Annotated in this window: 11 protein-coding genes; 4 read left to right on the top strand and 7 right to left on the bottom strand. The window is 63.0% G+C overall.

Annotated elements, in window-relative coordinates; all coding sequences use genetic code 11:
* Positions 1–31 precede the first annotated feature (31 nt).
* The 6 genes from AB7849_RS03580 to AB7849_RS03555 form a co-directional block, all read right to left on the bottom strand.
* Complete coding sequence (locus tag AB7849_RS03580) at positions 32–1,999, bottom strand: CocE/NonD family hydrolase (RefSeq protein ID WP_245734850.1); 1,968 nt, start codon at positions 1,997–1,999, stop codon at positions 32–34.
* Positions 2,000–2,083: 84 nt separating this feature from the next.
* The gene (locus AB7849_RS03575; protein ID WP_245734848.1) at positions 2,084–5,113 is read right to left on the bottom strand and encodes a TonB-dependent receptor; all 3,030 of its coding nucleotides are present in this window, start codon (positions 5,111–5,113) and stop codon (positions 2,084–2,086) included.
* A gap of 331 nt (positions 5,114–5,444) precedes the next feature.
* Positions 5,445–6,212 (bottom strand): DeoR/GlpR family DNA-binding transcription regulator, encoded by a 768-nt coding sequence (locus tag AB7849_RS03570; RefSeq protein ID WP_092701581.1) that lies wholly within the window; start codon positions 6,210–6,212, stop codon positions 5,445–5,447.
* Complete coding sequence (locus AB7849_RS03565) at positions 6,202–7,866, bottom strand: ABC transporter permease subunit (RefSeq protein WP_369500590.1); 1,665 nt, start codon at positions 7,864–7,866, stop codon at positions 6,202–6,204. The genes AB7849_RS03570 and AB7849_RS03565 overlap by 11 nt, the downstream gene beginning before the upstream one ends.
* Before the next feature lie 8 nt (positions 7,867–7,874).
* On the bottom strand, positions 7,875–8,882 hold the full coding sequence (locus AB7849_RS03560; protein WP_369500589.1) for an ABC transporter ATP-binding protein: 1,008 nt from the start codon (positions 8,880–8,882) through the stop codon (positions 7,875–7,877).
* Positions 8,883–8,912: 30 nt separating this feature from the next.
* Positions 8,913–9,920: an ABC transporter substrate-binding protein gene (locus AB7849_RS03555; RefSeq protein WP_092701823.1), complete on the bottom strand. Its 1,008-nt coding sequence runs from the start codon at positions 9,918–9,920 to the stop codon at positions 8,913–8,915.
* A 227-nt stretch (positions 9,921–10,147) separates the two neighbouring features.
* On the opposite strand from AB7849_RS03555, the gene hisN reads away from it, so the two are divergent.
* The 3 genes from hisN to AB7849_RS03540 all read left to right on the top strand — a co-directional run bounded on the left by hisN (position 10,148) and on the right by AB7849_RS03540 (position 15,358).
* On the top strand, positions 10,148–10,981 hold the full coding sequence (gene hisN, locus AB7849_RS03550; protein WP_092701575.1) for a histidinol-phosphatase: 834 nt from the start codon (positions 10,148–10,150) through the stop codon (positions 10,979–10,981).
* An 18-nt stretch (positions 10,982–10,999) separates the two neighbouring features.
* Positions 11,000–13,165 (top strand): phosphocholine-specific phospholipase C, encoded by a 2,166-nt coding sequence (locus AB7849_RS03545; RefSeq protein ID WP_369500588.1) that lies wholly within the window; start codon positions 11,000–11,002, stop codon positions 13,163–13,165.
* 144 nt (positions 13,166–13,309) lie between these two features.
* Positions 13,310–15,358: a S9 family peptidase gene (locus AB7849_RS03540; protein WP_369500587.1), complete on the top strand. Its 2,049-nt coding sequence runs from the start codon at positions 13,310–13,312 to the stop codon at positions 15,356–15,358.
* Between the two features lie 415 nt (positions 15,359–15,773).
* Here the strand turns inward: AB7849_RS03540 and AB7849_RS03535 are convergent, their stop codons facing one another.
* Positions 15,774–16,739 carry a GlxA family transcriptional regulator gene (locus AB7849_RS03535; protein ID WP_369500586.1) on the bottom strand — a complete coding sequence of 322 codons (966 nt, stop codon included), beginning with the start codon at positions 16,737–16,739 and terminating at the stop codon, positions 15,774–15,776.
* 121 nt (positions 16,740–16,860) lie between these two features.
* Between AB7849_RS03535 and AB7849_RS03530 the strand changes: the two genes are divergently transcribed.
* The gene (locus AB7849_RS03530) at positions 16,861–17,544 is read left to right on the top strand and encodes an alpha/beta hydrolase (RefSeq protein ID WP_175481487.1); all 684 of its coding nucleotides are present in this window, start codon (positions 16,861–16,863) and stop codon (positions 17,542–17,544) included.
* The last annotated feature ends 64 nt before the right edge of the window (positions 17,545–17,608 follow it).

The raw sequence follows: 17,608 nt of genomic DNA, 5'->3' as shown, positions 1-17,608 counted from the left end.
GAAACGGAAAGCCGGGCATTCGGTGTTTCTGTTACTGCACGGCCTTCACGACGGGAAGGTCGATGTATGTCGCCTGTTGCGGGCTGTGATAGATACGCTGCGTCGCCTTTTGGTAGTCGCCCGGTTTGGCCAGGAAAATGTTTGGCACGAAGGCCTGCGGATTGCGGTCGTAAAGCGGAAACCAGCTCGACTGGATCTGCACCATCAGTCGATGCCCCTTCTTGAAGACATGGTTGACGGTCGGCAGGTCGAATCGGTACGGCAATGGCCGGTTCGATGGAATCGGCTCGGGATCGGCGAAGCTCTTGCGATAGCGGCCGCGGAAAATATCCATGGCGATCGGAAGCTCGTAACCACCCATCGAAGGCTGCTCCGCCATCTCATCGGGATACACATCGATCAGCTTGACCACCCAGTCGCTGTCGCTGCCACTGGTCGAGGCCACCAGATGCACGGCGGGTGAGCCGGCGATCATCAGCGGCTGCTCGAGCGGTTTGGAGACATAGGTCACCACGTCGGTGCGGGTAGCGAACTGACGCTGATCGTCGACCAGCCATTCGGGCCACGTATCGACCTGGTCGGGCATGCCGTGGCTCCACGGCTGGATCGGGCGGATGCGATAGGGCACTGGCTTGGCCGGGTCGGACACATATTCGTCGTAGCCGCTGCCACCGGCCTTTGGCGCTGTGAAACCCAGACCATCGTCGGCGTGCAGGTAGAGCGGTTTCATGGTGGGCGTGCAATGACCATCACAACCTTCGGGCCAATGCGCGAGTCGTTCCCAGCGATTGGCGCCGGTGATGAAGGCCGTGACGGGTGCGATGGATGCCTTCGGCGCGCCGTCTTTCAGGTATTGCGCCAGGAACGGTCGCAGCACGTGGTTGCGAAACCAGTCGCCGGTGTTCATGCCCAGGTCGATCTTGCCGATGTCCGGCGCCCGCTCCCAGGTCTTGGCATGACGCCAGGGTCCGATGACCAGGAACAGTTTGCCGCGCGCCGAGGGCTTGTCGGCCAGCGCGCGATAGACGGCCATGTCGCCGTAGATGTCTTCCTCGTCCCACAGGCTGTGGACCAGCATCATCGGGACGCTCAGCGGTTGCTTCGCCAGCAACTTGTCCATGGCCTGGTCTTGCCAGAACGCATCATAGGCCGGATGCGCGAGCAGCTTGCGCCAGAAACCGAGCTGGTCCATGCCACGCGACTGTGCCAGCGCGCCGGCGGAACCGGCCTTGAGGTAAAGGTTGTAGTCGTCGCGCTCGCCGGACCACCACGGATACTGGCTGGAGCGGCCGGCATCCTGGCCGTAGATATAGGGAATCATCTGCTCGCGGAAGGCGCCGTTGTGGAACCAGTCGTCGCCCATCCAGCCATCCACCATCGGATTGATCGGCACCACCACCTTCAGGGCGGGATGTGGATGGAAGGCACCTACCAGGGCCTCGAAGCCGTCGTAGGAAATGCCGATGATGCCGACCTTGCCGTTGCTCTGCGGCAGGTTCTTCACCAGCCAGTCGATGGTGTCGTAGGTGTCCGTCGCATCGTCGACCGAGGTCTTGTTCAACGGACCGCGCATCGGGCGGTTCATCACGAAGGCGCCACCGGAACCGTACTTGCCGCGCACGTCCTGCACCACGCGGATATAGCCGTCCTCGACGACGATGTCGTCGGGGGTGTCATAGCCGACGATCGTCGGGCCCAGGTGCGGGCTGTCGGCATGATGGGTCATGCTGTCCGCGCCATAGGGCGTGCGGGTGAGCAGGATGCCTGCGTGTGTCGCGCCCTTCGGGATGAGGATCACGGTGTGCAGCTTCACGCCGTCGCGCATCGGGATGTCGACGACGCGGCGGGTGAAGTCGAAACTGCCGGTCACCGGTTTGAAGTGTGCCGGTATCTCGCTGGGAAGCTGCACGTGGGCCTGGTCGGCGCCGTGGGCCGATCCGGTGGCCATGGCGGCGACCAGAAAGAAAGCGGGAAAGGCATGACGCATGAAGCGATGCATGTTCGGTCCTCTTGGGTCCGGTTGTTCCAGAATGCCGGACCCGGCCATGCGCGCCACGCGCTGGCCGGGGCAGGCATCGCCGTGTCAGAAGTCGTAGGAGATTCCGAAGCGGACGTATCGAGGCATCGTGTAGTCGATGACGCGCTCATAGCTGTCGTTGATCGATTTGCTCGAGCCGTATCCAGGGCTGATCTGCAGGGGCCGTTGCTGGTTGAGCAGGTTGTACACCATCAGGTTGAATGCCAGCTTGTGGTCGGCCCACTGCGGGCGGTATTCGACGCTGCCGGTGATGATCTCCTGCCACGGATTGCTGCCGACCTTGCCCGGAGGAGAAGGTTGGCCATCGCAGTAATGGTAGTAACTGCCATAGCCGACCGGATCGTTCTGCTGCGTCCCGAAGAATCCGAGGCACTCCTTGGGCAGGCCGGAGAGAATCGAAAGATTCGCCGACACCATCCATTCCGGTGCGATCTGGTACGAGCCGTAGATCTTCAGCGCATGGCGCCGGTCGTTGCCCTGGTCGCCATTGGCGTAGAGCATCAGCTGGTAGTAATCCCAGTCACGCGTGGCGGACACGTTCTGCTGCCCTGTGAACGAGGTGACCTGGCCCTCGGTGTTGCCGTAGCTGTGCGACCAGACGTAATCGATCTTGCCCGACCACTTGCCGTCGAACGGATGCGACAGGTAGACCTCCAGTCCATCGTAATTGCGCTTGAGTTGGGGGAAGCCGAAGTCCTTGTTGGTGACGGTCACCTTCGTGTAGCCGCCGCTGGCGTTGACCAGGTCGTAGGTATTGGCGCGCCCCGGGTTGGACAGGTAGCACGAGCCGATGGTGAGCGTGGAAAGATCCGCCCCCTGCGCCTGTGCCGCGCGGCCGATCGCGCCGTTGTCGCAGACGTCGTCCAGTGCATTCCTCAGATGGCGCACGGTCCCCTTCATGCCCCATAGCCACTTCGGATTGATCTGCTGGTCGAAGCCGAGGATGAATTCATCCTGGTATTCCGACTTGATGTTCTGCGCACTGACGGTCTTCGGGTCCGGTGGCTGGCCGTATTCGCCGTTGGGCGAGACGGCGCCGCCGGTAGACGACTTTAGGAAGGTCATGCCGGTCGGCATGCCATTGGCATCGATGCCGGTATAGGTGAAGTACTGGTTCGTGGCGATCGAGCCCGCTGCCGTGCGCAGCGCCACGCTGGCCGGCATGGCGAGGTAGTAGCGTCCGGCGTTGCCGTAGACCTTCAGCGACGAATCACCATGCACGTCCCAGGAGAAGCCCAGCCGAGGTGCCCACTGCGGACTGGTGAGGCGAAGATAGGGGGCGCCGGCGGGGTTGTAGTTGGTGAACTGGTCGTTGCGGATGCCAAGTTGCAGCATCAACCGGTCGGTAACCTGCCAGTGGTCCTCGACGTATTGCGCCCGCTGTTTCACCCGCACCGAGGCGGAATTGGAATAGTGGCGGATGTAGCCGAAGTAGCCCTCCTCGCCGCCGGGGTATTTGCCGGGCGCATCGACGAAGGGAGATTCGCTGATGTCGGTATTCGGGTCGCCCTTGCCGTACCACAGCTCGTAGCCGCTACCGATGGTGGCGCCGTCGTCGATGTCGTGCGAGTCCTGGTTGTCGATGCCCGCGGTGATCGAGTGGTCGCCGATCTTGTAGGTGAGGTCCAGCCGCAGGTTGCGATTGGTCGAGCGATGGCTGGGATTGTTGACTACGTCAATGGTCTGGCCGTTGGTGCGCGGTTGGTTCCCGACATATGCCGGGTTCTCCTGGTCAAGTCCGCGAATGCTGGGGCCATCCACGCCGGAGTCAGGCACCTGGGTGAAGTAGTCGATGCTGGACTTGCCGTACATGGCGCTCAGCGTGAGGTCGTCGGTAATGTAGCTGGTGAACTTGGCCACATAGATTTTTGCGCTGGTCTTGTTGGTTGTGTCCTTGCTGACGAAGCCGCCAGTGCTGCCGCTGTCGTAGTCGTAGGCATAGTCGGAAGCGTCGGAGCGATGGGTCTGCGACACCCCGGTCAGTTCCAGGATGTTGGAGTCGTTGATGTTCCAGTCGAGCTTCAGGTAGCTCTTCGGATCCTTGTAGGTGTAGCGGGTATTGGCGGGGGTCGATGATTTGTCGCTGATCGTGTTGCCTTGCTGCTGCTTCGCCTCGACGGCGGCGAAGACGTACAGGCGGTCCTTGATCAGCGGTCCGCCAGCGTAGGCATCCACCGTGGTTTCCCATGATTTGTTCTGGTTCTTGCGCTGGAAGATCTGGCCGGCCTTGCTGCCGCGGGCGTAGTAGATGTTCCGCTGGTCGTTCTGCGCGAAGGCCGGCTGCCACAGCACCTGTGCACCGAAATGCCATTGGTTGGTGCCGCGCTTGCCGACCTGGCTGATCACGCCGCCGTCGGAGCGGCCATAGGCTGCCGAGTAGCCGCCATTCAATATCTCTTCCTGCTCGACCGCGCCGTAGGGCAGGGTGATGCCGCCAAAGCCGCTCAGCGGGTCGGTCGTGTTGAAGCCGTTGATGTAGTAGGCGTTCTCGGTGGCCGCCGAACCGCTGAACGAGACCAGTGTGTTGCCCATGGCACCATGGAAGTAGGTGCTGGCGGGCAGTGCGCCGGGAGCCAGCAAGGCCACCGCCTCGGCCGTGCGCGCCAGCGGCAACCTGGCCATCTGTTCGGCCGTGATGATGGTGCTGGAGCCGGTGGAGGTGACATCTATAGGGGGCAGCGCATTGGCGCTCACCGAGACGGTGCTGAGTTGTTGCACGCCGGCCGGCGAGGTGTTTGCGGAGGCCGTCGCGGAGAAGGACACATTGGTGGCAATGCCGACGCGCAAGGTGACATGGTCGCGCGTGTCGAGGGTCTTGCCGTTCTGCTGCAGCGACACCGTGTAGGTGGCCAGGGGCAGCGATACCGCGCTGTAGCGGCCCCGGCTGTCGACGGGCACTTCGCGAGTGAGGCCGTTGCTGCCCTGGATCAGGACGGTTTCGCCGCTGACGACAGGGGCTTGCCCGATGATGCTGCCGGTGGTGGATTGGGCGTGCACGACGGTGCCTGACAGCACGGCTGCCAGTGCCAGCGCAATCGCCGATCGGAGTGAAACGGATTTCATTTGCCGACTCATGGTGGTGACTCCTTGAAAAGAAGATAGGTTGCTGACAAGCAATGGATACATCGATTTCAATCGATCCAAAAGCCATCCATGAAAAATCGGGTCCCGGGTATTCCGCCGAGCCCCTGGAGCTGAGGGGGTTCGATGACGGCAGGTGCCCGATGCACCGCCGTATTGAATTTTTTCGACCGACATATCGTCGGTGGCCAACGCAACATGCAGCTTCTATTCCTTGTGCTTCATTCGGAGCGGGCTCATGGGCCGTCTGCTTCAAGTGTTTCCCGGCAGGCGCGGTGTCGTGGTGGCGACTGTCCGCGATACCCGCCTCGTCGGATGACCGGTTTCATGCGTAGATCACCTTTCCGACGTGTCTGCTTATCGCCTTCATCGCCTTGATCTTCACGGCAGCCCGGTCCGTTACCAGCACATCGATGTCCTTCAGCGGGCAGTAGCCGATCCTGCTGCGCACGCCAATCTTCGAATGGTCGGCGGCGATCACCGTACGCAATGCATTCGCGTTCATGGCTCGTGCGATTTCCGACTCATCCAGCAAGAAGCTGCTCGCGCCGTACTCGGTGTCTACGCCCACTGGTGAGAGAATCGCCAGGTGCGCCTGGTAGCGCTGGATTTCGGCGATGGTGCCGGGCCCGTAGTTCGAGGACAGTTCGCCGTGGAAACGGCCGCCCAGCAGTTGCACGTGATTGTTGTTGCGGTCACCCGTGGGGCCAGCGATCTTCCTGGCCACGTCCACCGAATTGGTGACGACGGTCAGGTTGATCAGCCCTGCCAGCGCTTCGGCGACCGCCGACATGGTGCTCCCCGAATCGAGGAAAACGGTTTGCCCGCTTTCGACCAGCGCGGCAATCTTCTTTGCGATCAGCTGTTTTTCCTTGACCCGCGTGGTGGCACGGACCCCGATGGGAGGTTCGTTTCCGGCAAGTACGGCACCGCCATGCACCCGCAAGACCTCGCCCATGGCTTCGAGCTTCAGCAGGTCGCGGCGGATCGTTTCGCGCGATACGCCGAGATCGCTGGTGAATCGATCGACCGAGACCTGTCCGAACGCCTTCAGCAGGCTGCGGATGCGTTGATGGCGTTCCTCATGCCACATGCAGTTTTCCCCTTTGTTGCAGATAGATGCCGATGCGGGCCGTGCTCAGGCGCATCAGGCCGAGTGCGACGGCCACGACGGCGACGATGCACGCGGAATAGGCGGCCGCCTGCGAAATGAAGCCGTTCTCGTTCAACTGCATGACGGATACGGAAGCCAGGTTCAATTCCGGCGTGACCAGAAAGATCACCGCCGAGAGGGTGACCATCGATTGCATGAAAAGCAGGAAGAACGTCGATACCAGTGCCGGGGCGACGAACGGCAGCACCGCGTCCCGGGTGGATTGCAACGGGCCGCCTCCAAGGCAGGTGGTAGCGTCTTCCAGCGCGGCCGGCACGGTACGCAAGCCGGTCGATATCGTGAGGAAACCTTGCGTGTGGTAGTGGTAGAAATTGCACAACGCGACGATGGCCAGGCTGCCGTAGAGCCAGTGCGACAACGGACCATGGTTGAAGGCCAGCACGTAGCCGATGCCGATGATCATGCCGGGCACGGCCGCCGGCATCATGGCGAGGAACGCGACGATGCGGGCCAGGGCGGGCGACAGTCGACGCATGCCGATCGCCAGCATGAACAGTAGCAGCGTGCCGAAGATGGCTACGGCAATCGAGATCTTCAGTGAAGTAAGGATAGGCGTATAGCCGTCCGGAAGGTTCGTGTGGTAATGCGCCAGCGTCAGGCTGAAGTCGTAGGGCCACAGCTTTACGAAGCTGGCGTAGAACACGGTCGCCAGTACGACCGCCACCGGCAACAGCAAACCGATGCAGGTCATCGACAACGCCGCGTCGCGCCCGCGCCCGGGCGGTGCTTCGGAAGGCAGCGCGTGTTCCGAACCGTTGTGCTGGCGCGAGGCCACGTGCTCGATATACAGCGACAGAATCGCCGGCAGCAAAAGGACCATGCCGATGGTTGCGCCCATGCCGAAATCCATCTGGCCGGAAACCTGATTGTAGATCTCGGAGGCCAGAACCCGATACGAGCCGCCCACGACCATGGCATTGCCGAAATCGGTGATGGTGATGGTGAACACCACGAAGGCCGCTGACAGCAGGCCAAGCTTGGCCTGGGGCAAGGTGATGTCGATGAATTGCCGCCAGGCGGAGGCACCCATCGATTCCGCGGCGTCGTAGTAGCGGCGATCGGTGCGTACCAGCGCGACGGAAATGATCAGCACGGCTTGTGGAAGCGCGTACAGGACGTCCGCGGCGACCAGGCCGGCGAAGCCGTAGATGTCGGTGGGCAAGCCGGTGAGCCTGTGCACCAGGCCGTTGCGCCCGAACAAAAAGATCAATCCCAGCCCCTGCACCAGCGACGGCGCCAGCAGCGGCAGAATGAGGACGCCACGGACCAGCCACTTGCCCTTCATCCGCGACCGGTGCAGCGCCATCGCGATCGCCAGCGCCGCCACCGTGGTGAGCAGCATGGTGGTGCCGCTGACCCACAGCGTATGCAACATGACACGCGGAAGGCCGGGGTCGGTCCACAGCCGCCGGTAATGGGCCAGGCTCAGGACATCCCCCTGACCGAGGAAGCTGCGCAGGCCGATGACGATCAGCGGGTAGCCGAAGAACAGCAGCAGGCCGAGCACGGGCAGGCCGATGAAGGTCCAGGCCAGCAGGCGATCGCCCGGCACGCCAGGATGGTTTGTACGCACGGCCCGGTTCATGCGGCCACCCATGCGCAACGGTCCGGTCGCACGTCCAGGGTGACGCTGTCACCGGGCTTGAGCGTGCAGTCGCGATGCTGCTCCGCGGTGAATGAGCGGCCCCGCCAGTCGATCACCAGCCGGATCATGCTGCCGAGGAAGGTGACGGCGCGTACCGTGCCTTCGCCGTCTTCGGCGGCAGTTGCGTGCACGTCCTCCGGACGCAGGCAGGCTTCCAGATGGTGGTCGGGTGCTGCAGGTCGCCCGGACAGCAGCGTCGGCAGCGCTTCGCGCACCCAGCTTGTCGGCAACAGGTTGGACGCGCCGATGAACTGGGCCACAAAGCGCGTCGCCGGATTCATGTACAGCTGGCGTGGCGTGCCGATCTGCTCGATGCGGCCCCGGTTCATGCAAATGATCGTGTCGGCCAGGGTCAGCGCTTCCTGCTGGTCATGCGTGACCATCAGGGTGGGAATGCCGAGTTGGCGTTGCACCTGGTGAATCTCGCCGCGCATCTGTTCGCGCACGCGGGCGTCCAGGGCGGAAAGGGGCTCGTCGAGCAGCAGCAAGGCCGGATCGACGGCCAGCGCTCGTGCCAGCGCAACACGTTGCTGCTGCCCACCGGAAAGCTGCGCGGGATATTTGCCTGCTTCATCCGGAAGCTGGATCAGCCGGAGCAGTTCATCGCGGCGTGCTGCGGCGGCGCGGGGCGGCAGGCCGCGAAGCTTCATGCCGTAACCGATGTTTTCCGCCACGGTCATGTTCGGAAACAGCGAGTACGACTGGAACACGATGCCGAAATTGCGTTCGCGCGCCGGCATGCGGGTGATGTCCCTCGCACCGAGCATGATGCTGCCGCTGTCAGTCGCGAGCAGGCCCGCGACGATTCGCAGCAAGGTGGTCTTGCCGCAGCCGCTCGGCCCGAGCAGGCAGACGAAGTCGCGTTCGCCCACGGCAAAGCTCACCCGATCCAGGGCCGGGCGGCCACCGAAGGACTTGCTGACGTCGTTTACCGTGAAATGCACCAGAGAGCTCCCCGTTCTTGTGCCCGTGTATCAGTTCGCCACGTCGCTCTTCCATCTGGCGATGGTCGCCGCGCGGTTTTCCATCGATGCCTTGAAATCCATCGGATACAGTCGGTGCGCGATGTCTGCCGGCAGCCCGTCCTTGATCTGCTCGGGCGTCGGTCCGGCGCCGGGCATCGCGACGATGCTCTTGTACTTGCGGTACAGCGCGGCGGCCTGCGGTGAGGCGATCCAATCGAGGAAGCGCTTCGCATCGACCTGGTTTGCCGAGGTCTTCATCATGGCGGAGGCCTCCAGCTGATAGGCGACATCGCTCGATGGGATCACCATCCTGATCGGAAAGCCCTGTCGGATCGATTGCATGGCGGTGAAGGCGAACGACACGCCAATGGGAAATTCACCGGTGCGCGCCAGCTTGCAAGGGCTGGACCCGGACGGACTGAACTGGGCGACGTTGCCGGCGATCTGCTTCAGCAGAGCCCAGCCTTTGTCCGCGCCCATGCCTTGCAGGATCGCCGCCACAATCATGTAGCCGGTACCGGAAGATTGCGGGTCCGGCATGACGACTTGGCCCTTGTAGACCGGCTTCGCCAGGTCAGCCCACGATGTCGGCATGGGCAGATGCTGGGCCGCGAGCGCATCGGTATTCACGCAGAAGGCGGCGAGGTAGCCGGTGGCGACGAACCATTTGTCGTCCGGCGCGCGGTAGCGCGAAGGCAGCTTCGCGATGTTGGGCGATGTGACCGGTGCCAGCTCGGCCTCGATGCGCGGATCGAGCATGTCGGTGAGTGCCTCGCCCCAGATCACGTCGTTATGCGGCGCGGCGGATTCGGCGATCAGGCGTGCGGCCAAGTCTCCCGTGGAAAGGCGCAGCACGTGGACGTGCAGGTCAGGCATCGCCTGGCGCGCGGCGGCCAGGTACACCGAGACTTCGTCGTTCTCGAGCGCCGTATAGACCGTGATCGAGCCCGCCTGTGCCCAACCACAGGCAAGGGCATACACGGCAAACGCGGCGGCGAGTCTGGTGGCTATGCGCATGAGAGCAACCTGTGCGGTACGGCTGTTGGCGTCGATTCGCGAACGGGCGTCCTTGAAGCGTGGGACGTCCTGATACCCGGTCCCCAGCTTGCCCAGAGAATGTGTCATTTTGTGGACATTTGCAAATTTGAGGAAAATCCTACAAAAGTGCTCGCTGCCCTGTCATGATCCGGGCAGGCGTCGACGAGGGTCGGCTCCGTCTTCGTTTCCATTCGTGAGGTAGCCAAATGGCCTTGCCTGCGTCGTCCACCGAGGAATTCCGTCGATTCGCCGAAAGCGTTGCCGAGCGCGCGCGGGCCATGTCGTTGCCGGGCTTCCGCAGCAACTTGCATGTCAAGTTCAAGGGTGACGCTAGTCCCGTCACGGAAGTGGACCGCAATGTCGAGGCGATGGTGCGCGAGTGCATCCGGGAGGCCTACCCGGAACATGGTGTACTTGGCGAAGAGCATGGCTCGAGCCACACCGATGCGGAATACGTGTGGTCGATCGATCCCATCGACGGGACGCGAAGCTTCGTCACGGGCTGGCCACTGTGGGGGACGCTACTGGCCCTGTTGCACGAGGGCCAACCGGTGCTTGGCTTGATCGACATGCCGGTGCTCGACGAACGCTGGATAGGCATGCGCGGTGCAAGCACGACCCTCAACGGACGGCCGTGCCGCAGCAGGCAGGGCACGGCGCTGGCAGGTGCGGTGGTCTACACCACCTCGCCGGATGCGTTTTCGCAAGCCGAGTTGGCGGTGTTTGAACGGATCAGCCGGGCCGCACAGAACCGGCGTTTCGGCGGTGACTGCTACAGCTATGCGTTGCTTGCCTCCGGGCATATCGATGTGGTGATCGAGGCCGACCTGAAGCCCTATGACTATCTGGCGCTGGCGCCGGTCATCGAGGCAGCGGGCGGTGTGATCACGGATTGGGAAGGGCATTCGCTGGGCATGCACAGTGGCAGCCGGGTCATTGCCGCAGGCTCGGCGGAACTGCATCGCGAAATCATGGGTCTGATCGGGAAGCCTGCCCTGCGCGATTCCGTTTCACCCGGCAGCCACCCGCGCATGGCGTGATTCGGAGAGTTCGGTTTCATGGTGTCCATTGATCGTCGGCGTTTTCTGCAAATGTTTGGTGGTGCCGTCGGCACCGCGGCCTCGGGCCAGGTACTTCCGGCCAGTTTGCGCAAGGCACTGCAGGTACCGGCGCAGCGGAGAACGGGCACGATCCGCGATGTCGGGCACGTGGTGATCCTGATGCAGGAGAACCGTTCGTTCGATCACTACTTCGGCACGCTGCGCGGCGTGCGCGGGTTCTCCGATCCCCGGCCGCTGCTGTTCCCCGATGGCCGACCGGTCTGGTATCAGCCGAATGCGTCGATAACCACGCCGAAGTACAACGCGTGCGGTGTGCCGGCCGATGCCGACTACGTGCTGCCGTTCCGTGTCGACACCCGCGAGAACGGCGATCACCAGCACAGTACCGATCACAGTTGGAGCTCGGGCCACTTGTCCTGGAACCACGGCAAATACGACCAGTGGATTACCCAGAAACAGGATGTGCTGACGATGGGCTACCTGCGTCGCGAAGATGCAGCTTTCCATCATGCGCTGGCCGATGCCTTCACCATCTGCGACAGCTATTTCAGTTCGGTGCCTGCCGACACGGCGATCAATCGCATCTACCTGTGGTCGGGCACCTGTGATCCGAACAATGTGATGGGCCGGATTCCCAACGGCCCCGGTCTGGCCGAGCGGCCGCGAGTGAATGGCTACACCTGGACCACCTATCCGGAGCGGCTGGAATCGGCAGGGATCAGCTGGAAGCTGTATCAGGGCGGGACGGGCGAGCCCGGCTCGCCCACCGACAACTTCACCGACAATTCGCTGGAGTTCTTTGCCAACTACCAGGTGGACGAAGGCGCCGATCCGCGAGGTCCGCTGGTGCGCAAGGGCGTCTCGCAACATACGTTGAAGGAGCTGCGCGACGATGTGCTGCACGACCGTTTGCCGCAGGTCTCGTGGATCGTCGCACCCTACAAGTATTGCGAGCACCCGGCCGCCTCGGCCGCCGATGGCGCGTATTACATCAAGCGTGTGCTTGAGGCGTTGACCGCCGATGCGGAGTCGTGGAGCAAGACCGTGCTGTTTCTCTGCTACGACGAAAACGACGGCTTGTTCGATCACGTCGTGCCGCCGATGCCGCCCTCCAGTAGCGAGCGCAACAGTCGCGGCATGGTTTCGCACTCGCTGGCTGGCAGCTTTCGCGACGAATTTCTCGACCTGGATGTCAACACGTCGATGATTCATCCACTCGTGCCCGGCGCTGATCCGGGTGGACGGCAGCCGCTGGGCTTGGGCATGCGTGTGCCGATGATCGTCATCTCGCCGTGGACGACGGGCGGCTGGGTTTGCTCGCAGACTTTCGATCACACGTCGATACTGCAATTCCTGGAAACCCGCTTCGGCGTCGCCGAGCCCAATATCAGTGCGTGGCGACGTTCCGTCTGCGGCGATCTCACCAGCGCCTTCGATTTCGGCCTCAAGCCCGACCTGGGCATGCCGAATATTCCCCTGCCCGAATCGCATCCGGATCTCTTTGCGCCGATCATCGCGCCGGCGATTCCAAGCATGCCCATGCAGGAAGACGGCCTGCGCCCGGCGCGACCGATCCCGTACCAGTGGCTGCTCAATCACCGAGTGGATCACGCGGCCAGCAGACTCTGGCTGGACTTCCGCAACACCGGCGCGGCGGGGGCGGGTTTCTATGCCTACGACCAAACGGCGCCGGCCAGTGATCCGCGTCGCTACACGGTCGCCGCCGCCGAGATGGTCAGCGATTACTGGCCGCTGCACCCGCACGGTGTTGCTTACGACATCCTCGTGCATGGGCCGAATGGCTATCTCTGCCATGCGCGCGGTGAACCGCCGGCTGCGCCGACCGCGACTGTCGAAGTCCGGCTGATATACCAACCGGAGCGCTGTCAGATCCAGGCCATCCTGTCGAACACGGGCAGCCTGGCGTGCTCGGCTTTCATCCACGACGCCTATGTCGGGTATCTGGCCGAACTGCCATTGAAGCCCGGCGCCACGATGGAGTTGACCCGCGACTTGAGCGCCAACCATGGCTGGCATGACATCTCGGTCACGCTCGATACGTCGGACGTCTATCTGCGCCGCTTCGCCGGCCATCTCGAAACCGGCCGTCCAGGCACCAGCGACCCGATGCTGTCGCCTTCGTTGCGTACGCGTATCGGGTGAGCAAGACCCGGGTTCCGGGCGGTAGCTGAGCGGGGCGATGGAACCTCTGCGCCTGCGCTTCGTCGGTGACATGTGCCATCCGGCACATGGGGCGATGGGGTGCGCAGGAGTAGGTTCAGACGGTTATCCCACTGGGGCCCCGTCATGAAGCTTGCTTGTACCCCCGCGTTCGCCGTCGCCGCCTTGGCTGGCCTCGCTTTCTCATCAGCCGGTTTTGCCAAGGACTCGCCCGCGTCGCCATCGGAAACCGCGCGCATCGAGCAGATCCTCGCTGCGCACGCCAAGGTTATACAAGTCGGATCGGTAGCGCTGTCCCACGATGGCTCCCATCTCGCATGGACGCAGTCGAAAAAGGGCAAGAAGGAGCTGATGCTGGCGTCGTGGGATGGAAAAAACGCGCATGCAGTAAAGATTCCGGGAGATTGCCACGAAGAGGACATTCACTGGGCGCCTGATTCCGACAACCTGGCAATCTTGACCCGCTGCAAGGTCGATCCGAGCAACACCAAACCCATCAAGGGCGCGCTTTGGGTGGTGGACGGGGCCGGGAAGGCCGCACCGCGAAAGGTGACGGACTTGAGCGGTTTTGCCTCCGACGTGCGATGGTCGCGCGGTGGCCAGCGCATCGCGTTCATGTATGTGCCGGGCGCGACGCGGATGCCGTTCGCGACGGCGTCCGGCAACCCCCGGGTCGGCGTCATCGGCCAAGAGGCCGAGCAGGTGGAGCGGATCGCTGAAGTTCCGACTTCCGGCGGTACCCCGAACATCCTGACTCCCGCGAGTTTGTGCGTATACGAATTCGACTTTTCGCCCGATGGCCACACGATCGCGTATACCGCGGCGCCGCCTCCGGGTGACGACCACTGGTGGTCGGCCAAGTTGTATACGCAGAAGGACCAGGCTGGCGCCACACCGGAAGTGGTCGTGGATCCGGCCACCGTCACCGGTTCGCTGCACGGCATGCAGATGCAGCAACCGACGTGGTCGCCGGATGGCAAGTCCATCTATTTCGTCGGCGGTCTGATGAGCGACCGCGGCGCGGATGCCGGCGAGCTTTATCGCGTGGCCCCGCAAGCCGGGCAAGTGGTGGACATGACACCGGGTATTCCGGTCACGCTGCACCAGTTCACTTTCCTGACGCCCGATACGCTGGTGTTCACCCAGGAAAAACTGGGCCACGTGCAGATCGCCAAATACACGATTTCCGATTCGGCGGCGCAGCCGTCGCGCGTGTTGTACACGCTGCCCGGCGCCGTGCGCGGTGTATCGATCTCGTCGAGCGCGCCACATCGCATCGCCTATGCGGCCAGTTCATTCGAACACGCGCCGGAGGTGTACTCGGGCGCGCTGGGTGATCAGCCACCGTCTGCGGTGACTGCCGTCAACGCCGCGTTGAAACCGAGCTGGGGCAAGGCCCGGTCGGTGACATGGCATAGCGGCAAGCTGTTGATCCAGGGCTGGCTGCTGTATCCGGCGAACTTCGACCCGCACAAGACCTATCCCTTGATCGTGTCGGTGCACGGTGGTCCGACGTTTGCGAACCTGCCTTACTGGGGCACCAACGCCACGGCCTATTCGTCTTTCGGCTATTTCGTGCTGCTGCCCAATCCGCGTGGCAGCACGGGTGAAGGCGAAGCCTTCGTGCGAGAGAACATCGGCACGGGCAAGATGGGTTACGGCGATCTCGACGACATCCTCGCCGGGATCGATGCCGTCGAGAAGATCGCGCCGGTCGACAACAATCGCCTCGGCATGACCGGCTGGAGCTATGGCGGCTTCATGAGCATGTTTGCGCCGACCCAGACCAACCGCTTCAAGGCCGTGGTCGCCGGCGCCGGCATCTCCGACTGGAAGAGCTATTACGGCGAAAACCAGATCGACGGCTGGATGATCCCGTTCTTCGGCGCATCCGTGTACCAGAACCCGTCGGCGTACGAGAAGAGCTCCGCGATCAACTTCATCACCCGTGACCACACCCCGGCACTGATCGTCGTGGGCGAACGCGACGAGGAATGCCCGGCGCCGCAATCGTTCGAATACTGGCACGCACTGCAGACCCTGGGCGTGCCAAGCAAGCTGGTCGTCTATGCCAACCAGGGCCACGGCATTGCCAATCACGACGACCAGGTCGACATCCTGCGCCGATCGCTGGACTGGTTCGGCAAATATCTCGCAGCCGCGCCGGCAAAATAATCCGGATTTCGCCTGTTGGTACTGGGCAGCTGGAACGCAGAGCCGAGGTTCTGCGTTCCAGCTGCCCAGCGTCATTCAGTAGTTCGAGTGCCATGAATGGCGGATGTGGCAGGGTGGCGGCGGACGACCCACGCATGCGTCGCCGCCGCGAAAAATAGCAGTCAAACACCCCGAGCCGCGACGGTTGGTCGCGAATCGTTGTCTGGTTGAGCAACAAATGCAGGTCAAAGGTCGCTTTTCGACCCATTTGTGTCGGTCATGAATGGCTGCTTTGTGGCGAGCATTTGAAGCAGTCTGTACCCATCGTTGGCCGAAAGCGTACCTCAGGCTAGTGCGATTGGAGTTCGTTATTGACGGTAGGGAAGTGCTCAGTACCTATCCCTCCATAGAGACAACTTGCTTCCCACGCCCTGCGCTAGCCATGCAAGCCGCGGCTACGGCGGCGCAGCGCCCGGGGTGAGAGGCCGTAGATACGCAGGCAGGCGCGCCGCATGCGCTCCGTATCCAGTCCCACCTGTCTTGCGATCTGCTCCAGTGGCTCGCCGGTTTCCTCGATGCGCGGCAAGGCCGCTTCACAGCGCAGGCGCTCAATCGCACGCGCAGGGGTTTCGCCGGTCTCGGCGGTGAACTGCCGCGCGAACTGACGCGGGCTGATGTTTGCCACCTCGGCCAGCCGCTCGACTGAAAGCTGGTCTTTGAGGTGCAGCCGAGCGTGGGCCAGCGCGTCGCGAATCCGCCCCGGGGTCGGCTCAAGATCGAGCATGGTCGAGAACTGCGATTGTCCTCCGCTGCGGCGGTGATAGACCACCAGGTCGCGCGCGATGGCTTTGGATATTTCGGTGCCGCAGTCCTCCTCGATCATCGCCAGCGCGAGGTCGATACCGGCGGTGATGCCGGCCGAGGTCCAGATATCGTCTTCGCGGATGAAGATCCGGTCCGACTCGACCTTGATGGCGGGGTAGCGCCGCTGCAGCTCTGGTGCACAGCGCCAATGGGTGGTGGCACGACGGCCGTCCAGTAGACCGGCGGCCGCGAGCAGGAAGGCCCCGGTGCAGACACTCGCCGTGCGTCGGGCACAGGGGGAGATGGCTCGGACGAGGTTCACCGTATCGGCTTGTGCGTCGGATGAGTCTGGCGTTGGCGCACCCACCACCATCAAGGTATCGACATGCCCGCGAGGCGATGCCGCCGTGGTGTCGATCGCGATTCCGGAGCTTCCACTGACCAGCCCGCCAATGCTGGAGATGACGCGGATGTCGTAGCCTGCCTGATGAAAGTCCCTCGCCAGCGTGAAGGCGCAGAGTGGGCCGCCGAGGTCGAGCAACTCGAACCCCGGGAACACGACAAACCAGATGGCTTTCGATGTCTTTGGACGCGGCATGCCAGGTTTCCGGAATTGGCAGGATAAGTGGGAATTATGTCCTTTCTGACATTCGCTCGGGAGCCAAAATTTCTCGGTCAAACAACCCACGGCCATGGCCGACTACCGACGGAGAAAATCGATGAACACTTCCATCCCAAATGTGATTCTGGTCCATGGCGCCTGGGCCGATGGCTCGACCTGGTCGAAGGTAATCCCGCTGCTGGCCCGCAACGGGCTCACCGCAACCGCTGTGCAGCTCCCGTTGACTGGCTTCGAGGCCGACGTGGCCGCCGTGCAGCGTGCCATCGCGCTGGCAGAAGGCGACGTGGTCCTGGTCGGCCACAGCTATGCCGGCGCGGTGATCGGCGAAGCGGGCAACGACCCGAAGGTGGCCCGCATGGTCTACATCAACGCGTTCGCACCGGACGCGGGCGAGTCGGCGGGTACGTTGTTCGAGAAGTTCGAGACCGCACCGCTCAATGACGAAATCCGCCCTGATGCACAGGGCCATCTGAAGCTCACCCGGGACGGTATTTTCAAGCTGTTCGCGCAGGACCTGGACGACACCGAGAAAGCTTTGGTCTACGCCACGCAAGGTCCGCTGCATGCCTCCGCACTCGGCGGCACGCTGACCGAAGCGGCATGGCGCAGCCGGCCGACGTACTACTTCATCGGAAACCAAGATCATGCGATTCCTCGTGTGGAGCAGGAGCGCATGGCCGCTCGCATGAACGCCACCGTGGCACACGCCGACAGCAGTCACGTGCCGATGCTGTCGCAGCCGCAGGCTGTTGCTGACTTCATCGTCTCGGCCGCCGCTTGAGGCCGCCCCCAGCGCGGCCTGTTGGCAGCGTCAAAGCTATCGCGTGGCGCTCGATGCCAGATCG

Source organism: Rhodanobacter sp. FW021-MT20 (assembly GCF_041107475.1).
GTDB lineage: Bacteria > Pseudomonadota > Gammaproteobacteria > Xanthomonadales > Rhodanobacteraceae > Rhodanobacter_A > Rhodanobacter_A glycinis.
This window is presented reverse-complemented; position numbering and strand designations above follow the sequence as displayed.

Excerpts from the sequence above, each read along its gene's own strand:
- AB7849_RS03580 (WP_245734850.1), bottom strand. The coding sequence starts at position 1,999 with ATGCATCGCTTCATGCGTCATGCCTTTCCCGCTTTCTTTCTGGTCGCC.
- AB7849_RS03575 (WP_245734848.1), bottom strand. The coding sequence starts at position 5,113 with ATGAGTCGGCAAATGAAATCCGTTTCACTCCGATCGGCGATTGCGCTG.
- AB7849_RS03570 (WP_092701581.1), bottom strand. The coding sequence starts at position 6,212 with ATGTGGCATGAGGAACGCCATCAACGCATCCGCAGCCTGCTGAAGGCG.
- AB7849_RS03555 (WP_092701823.1), bottom strand. The coding sequence starts at position 9,920 with ATGCGCATAGCCACCAGACTCGCCGCCGCGTTTGCCGTGTATGCCCTT.
- hisN (WP_092701575.1), top strand. The coding sequence starts at position 10,148 with ATGGCCTTGCCTGCGTCGTCCACCGAGGAATTCCGTCGATTCGCCGAA.
- AB7849_RS03545 (WP_369500588.1), top strand. The coding sequence starts at position 11,000 with ATGGTGTCCATTGATCGTCGGCGTTTTCTGCAAATGTTTGGTGGTGCC.
- AB7849_RS03540 (WP_369500587.1), top strand. The coding sequence starts at position 13,310 with ATGAAGCTTGCTTGTACCCCCGCGTTCGCCGTCGCCGCCTTGGCTGGC.
- AB7849_RS03535 (WP_369500586.1), bottom strand. The coding sequence starts at position 16,739 with ATGCCGCGTCCAAAGACATCGAAAGCCATCTGGTTTGTCGTGTTCCCG.
- AB7849_RS03530 (WP_175481487.1), top strand. The coding sequence starts at position 16,861 with ATGAACACTTCCATCCCAAATGTGATTCTGGTCCATGGCGCCTGGGCC.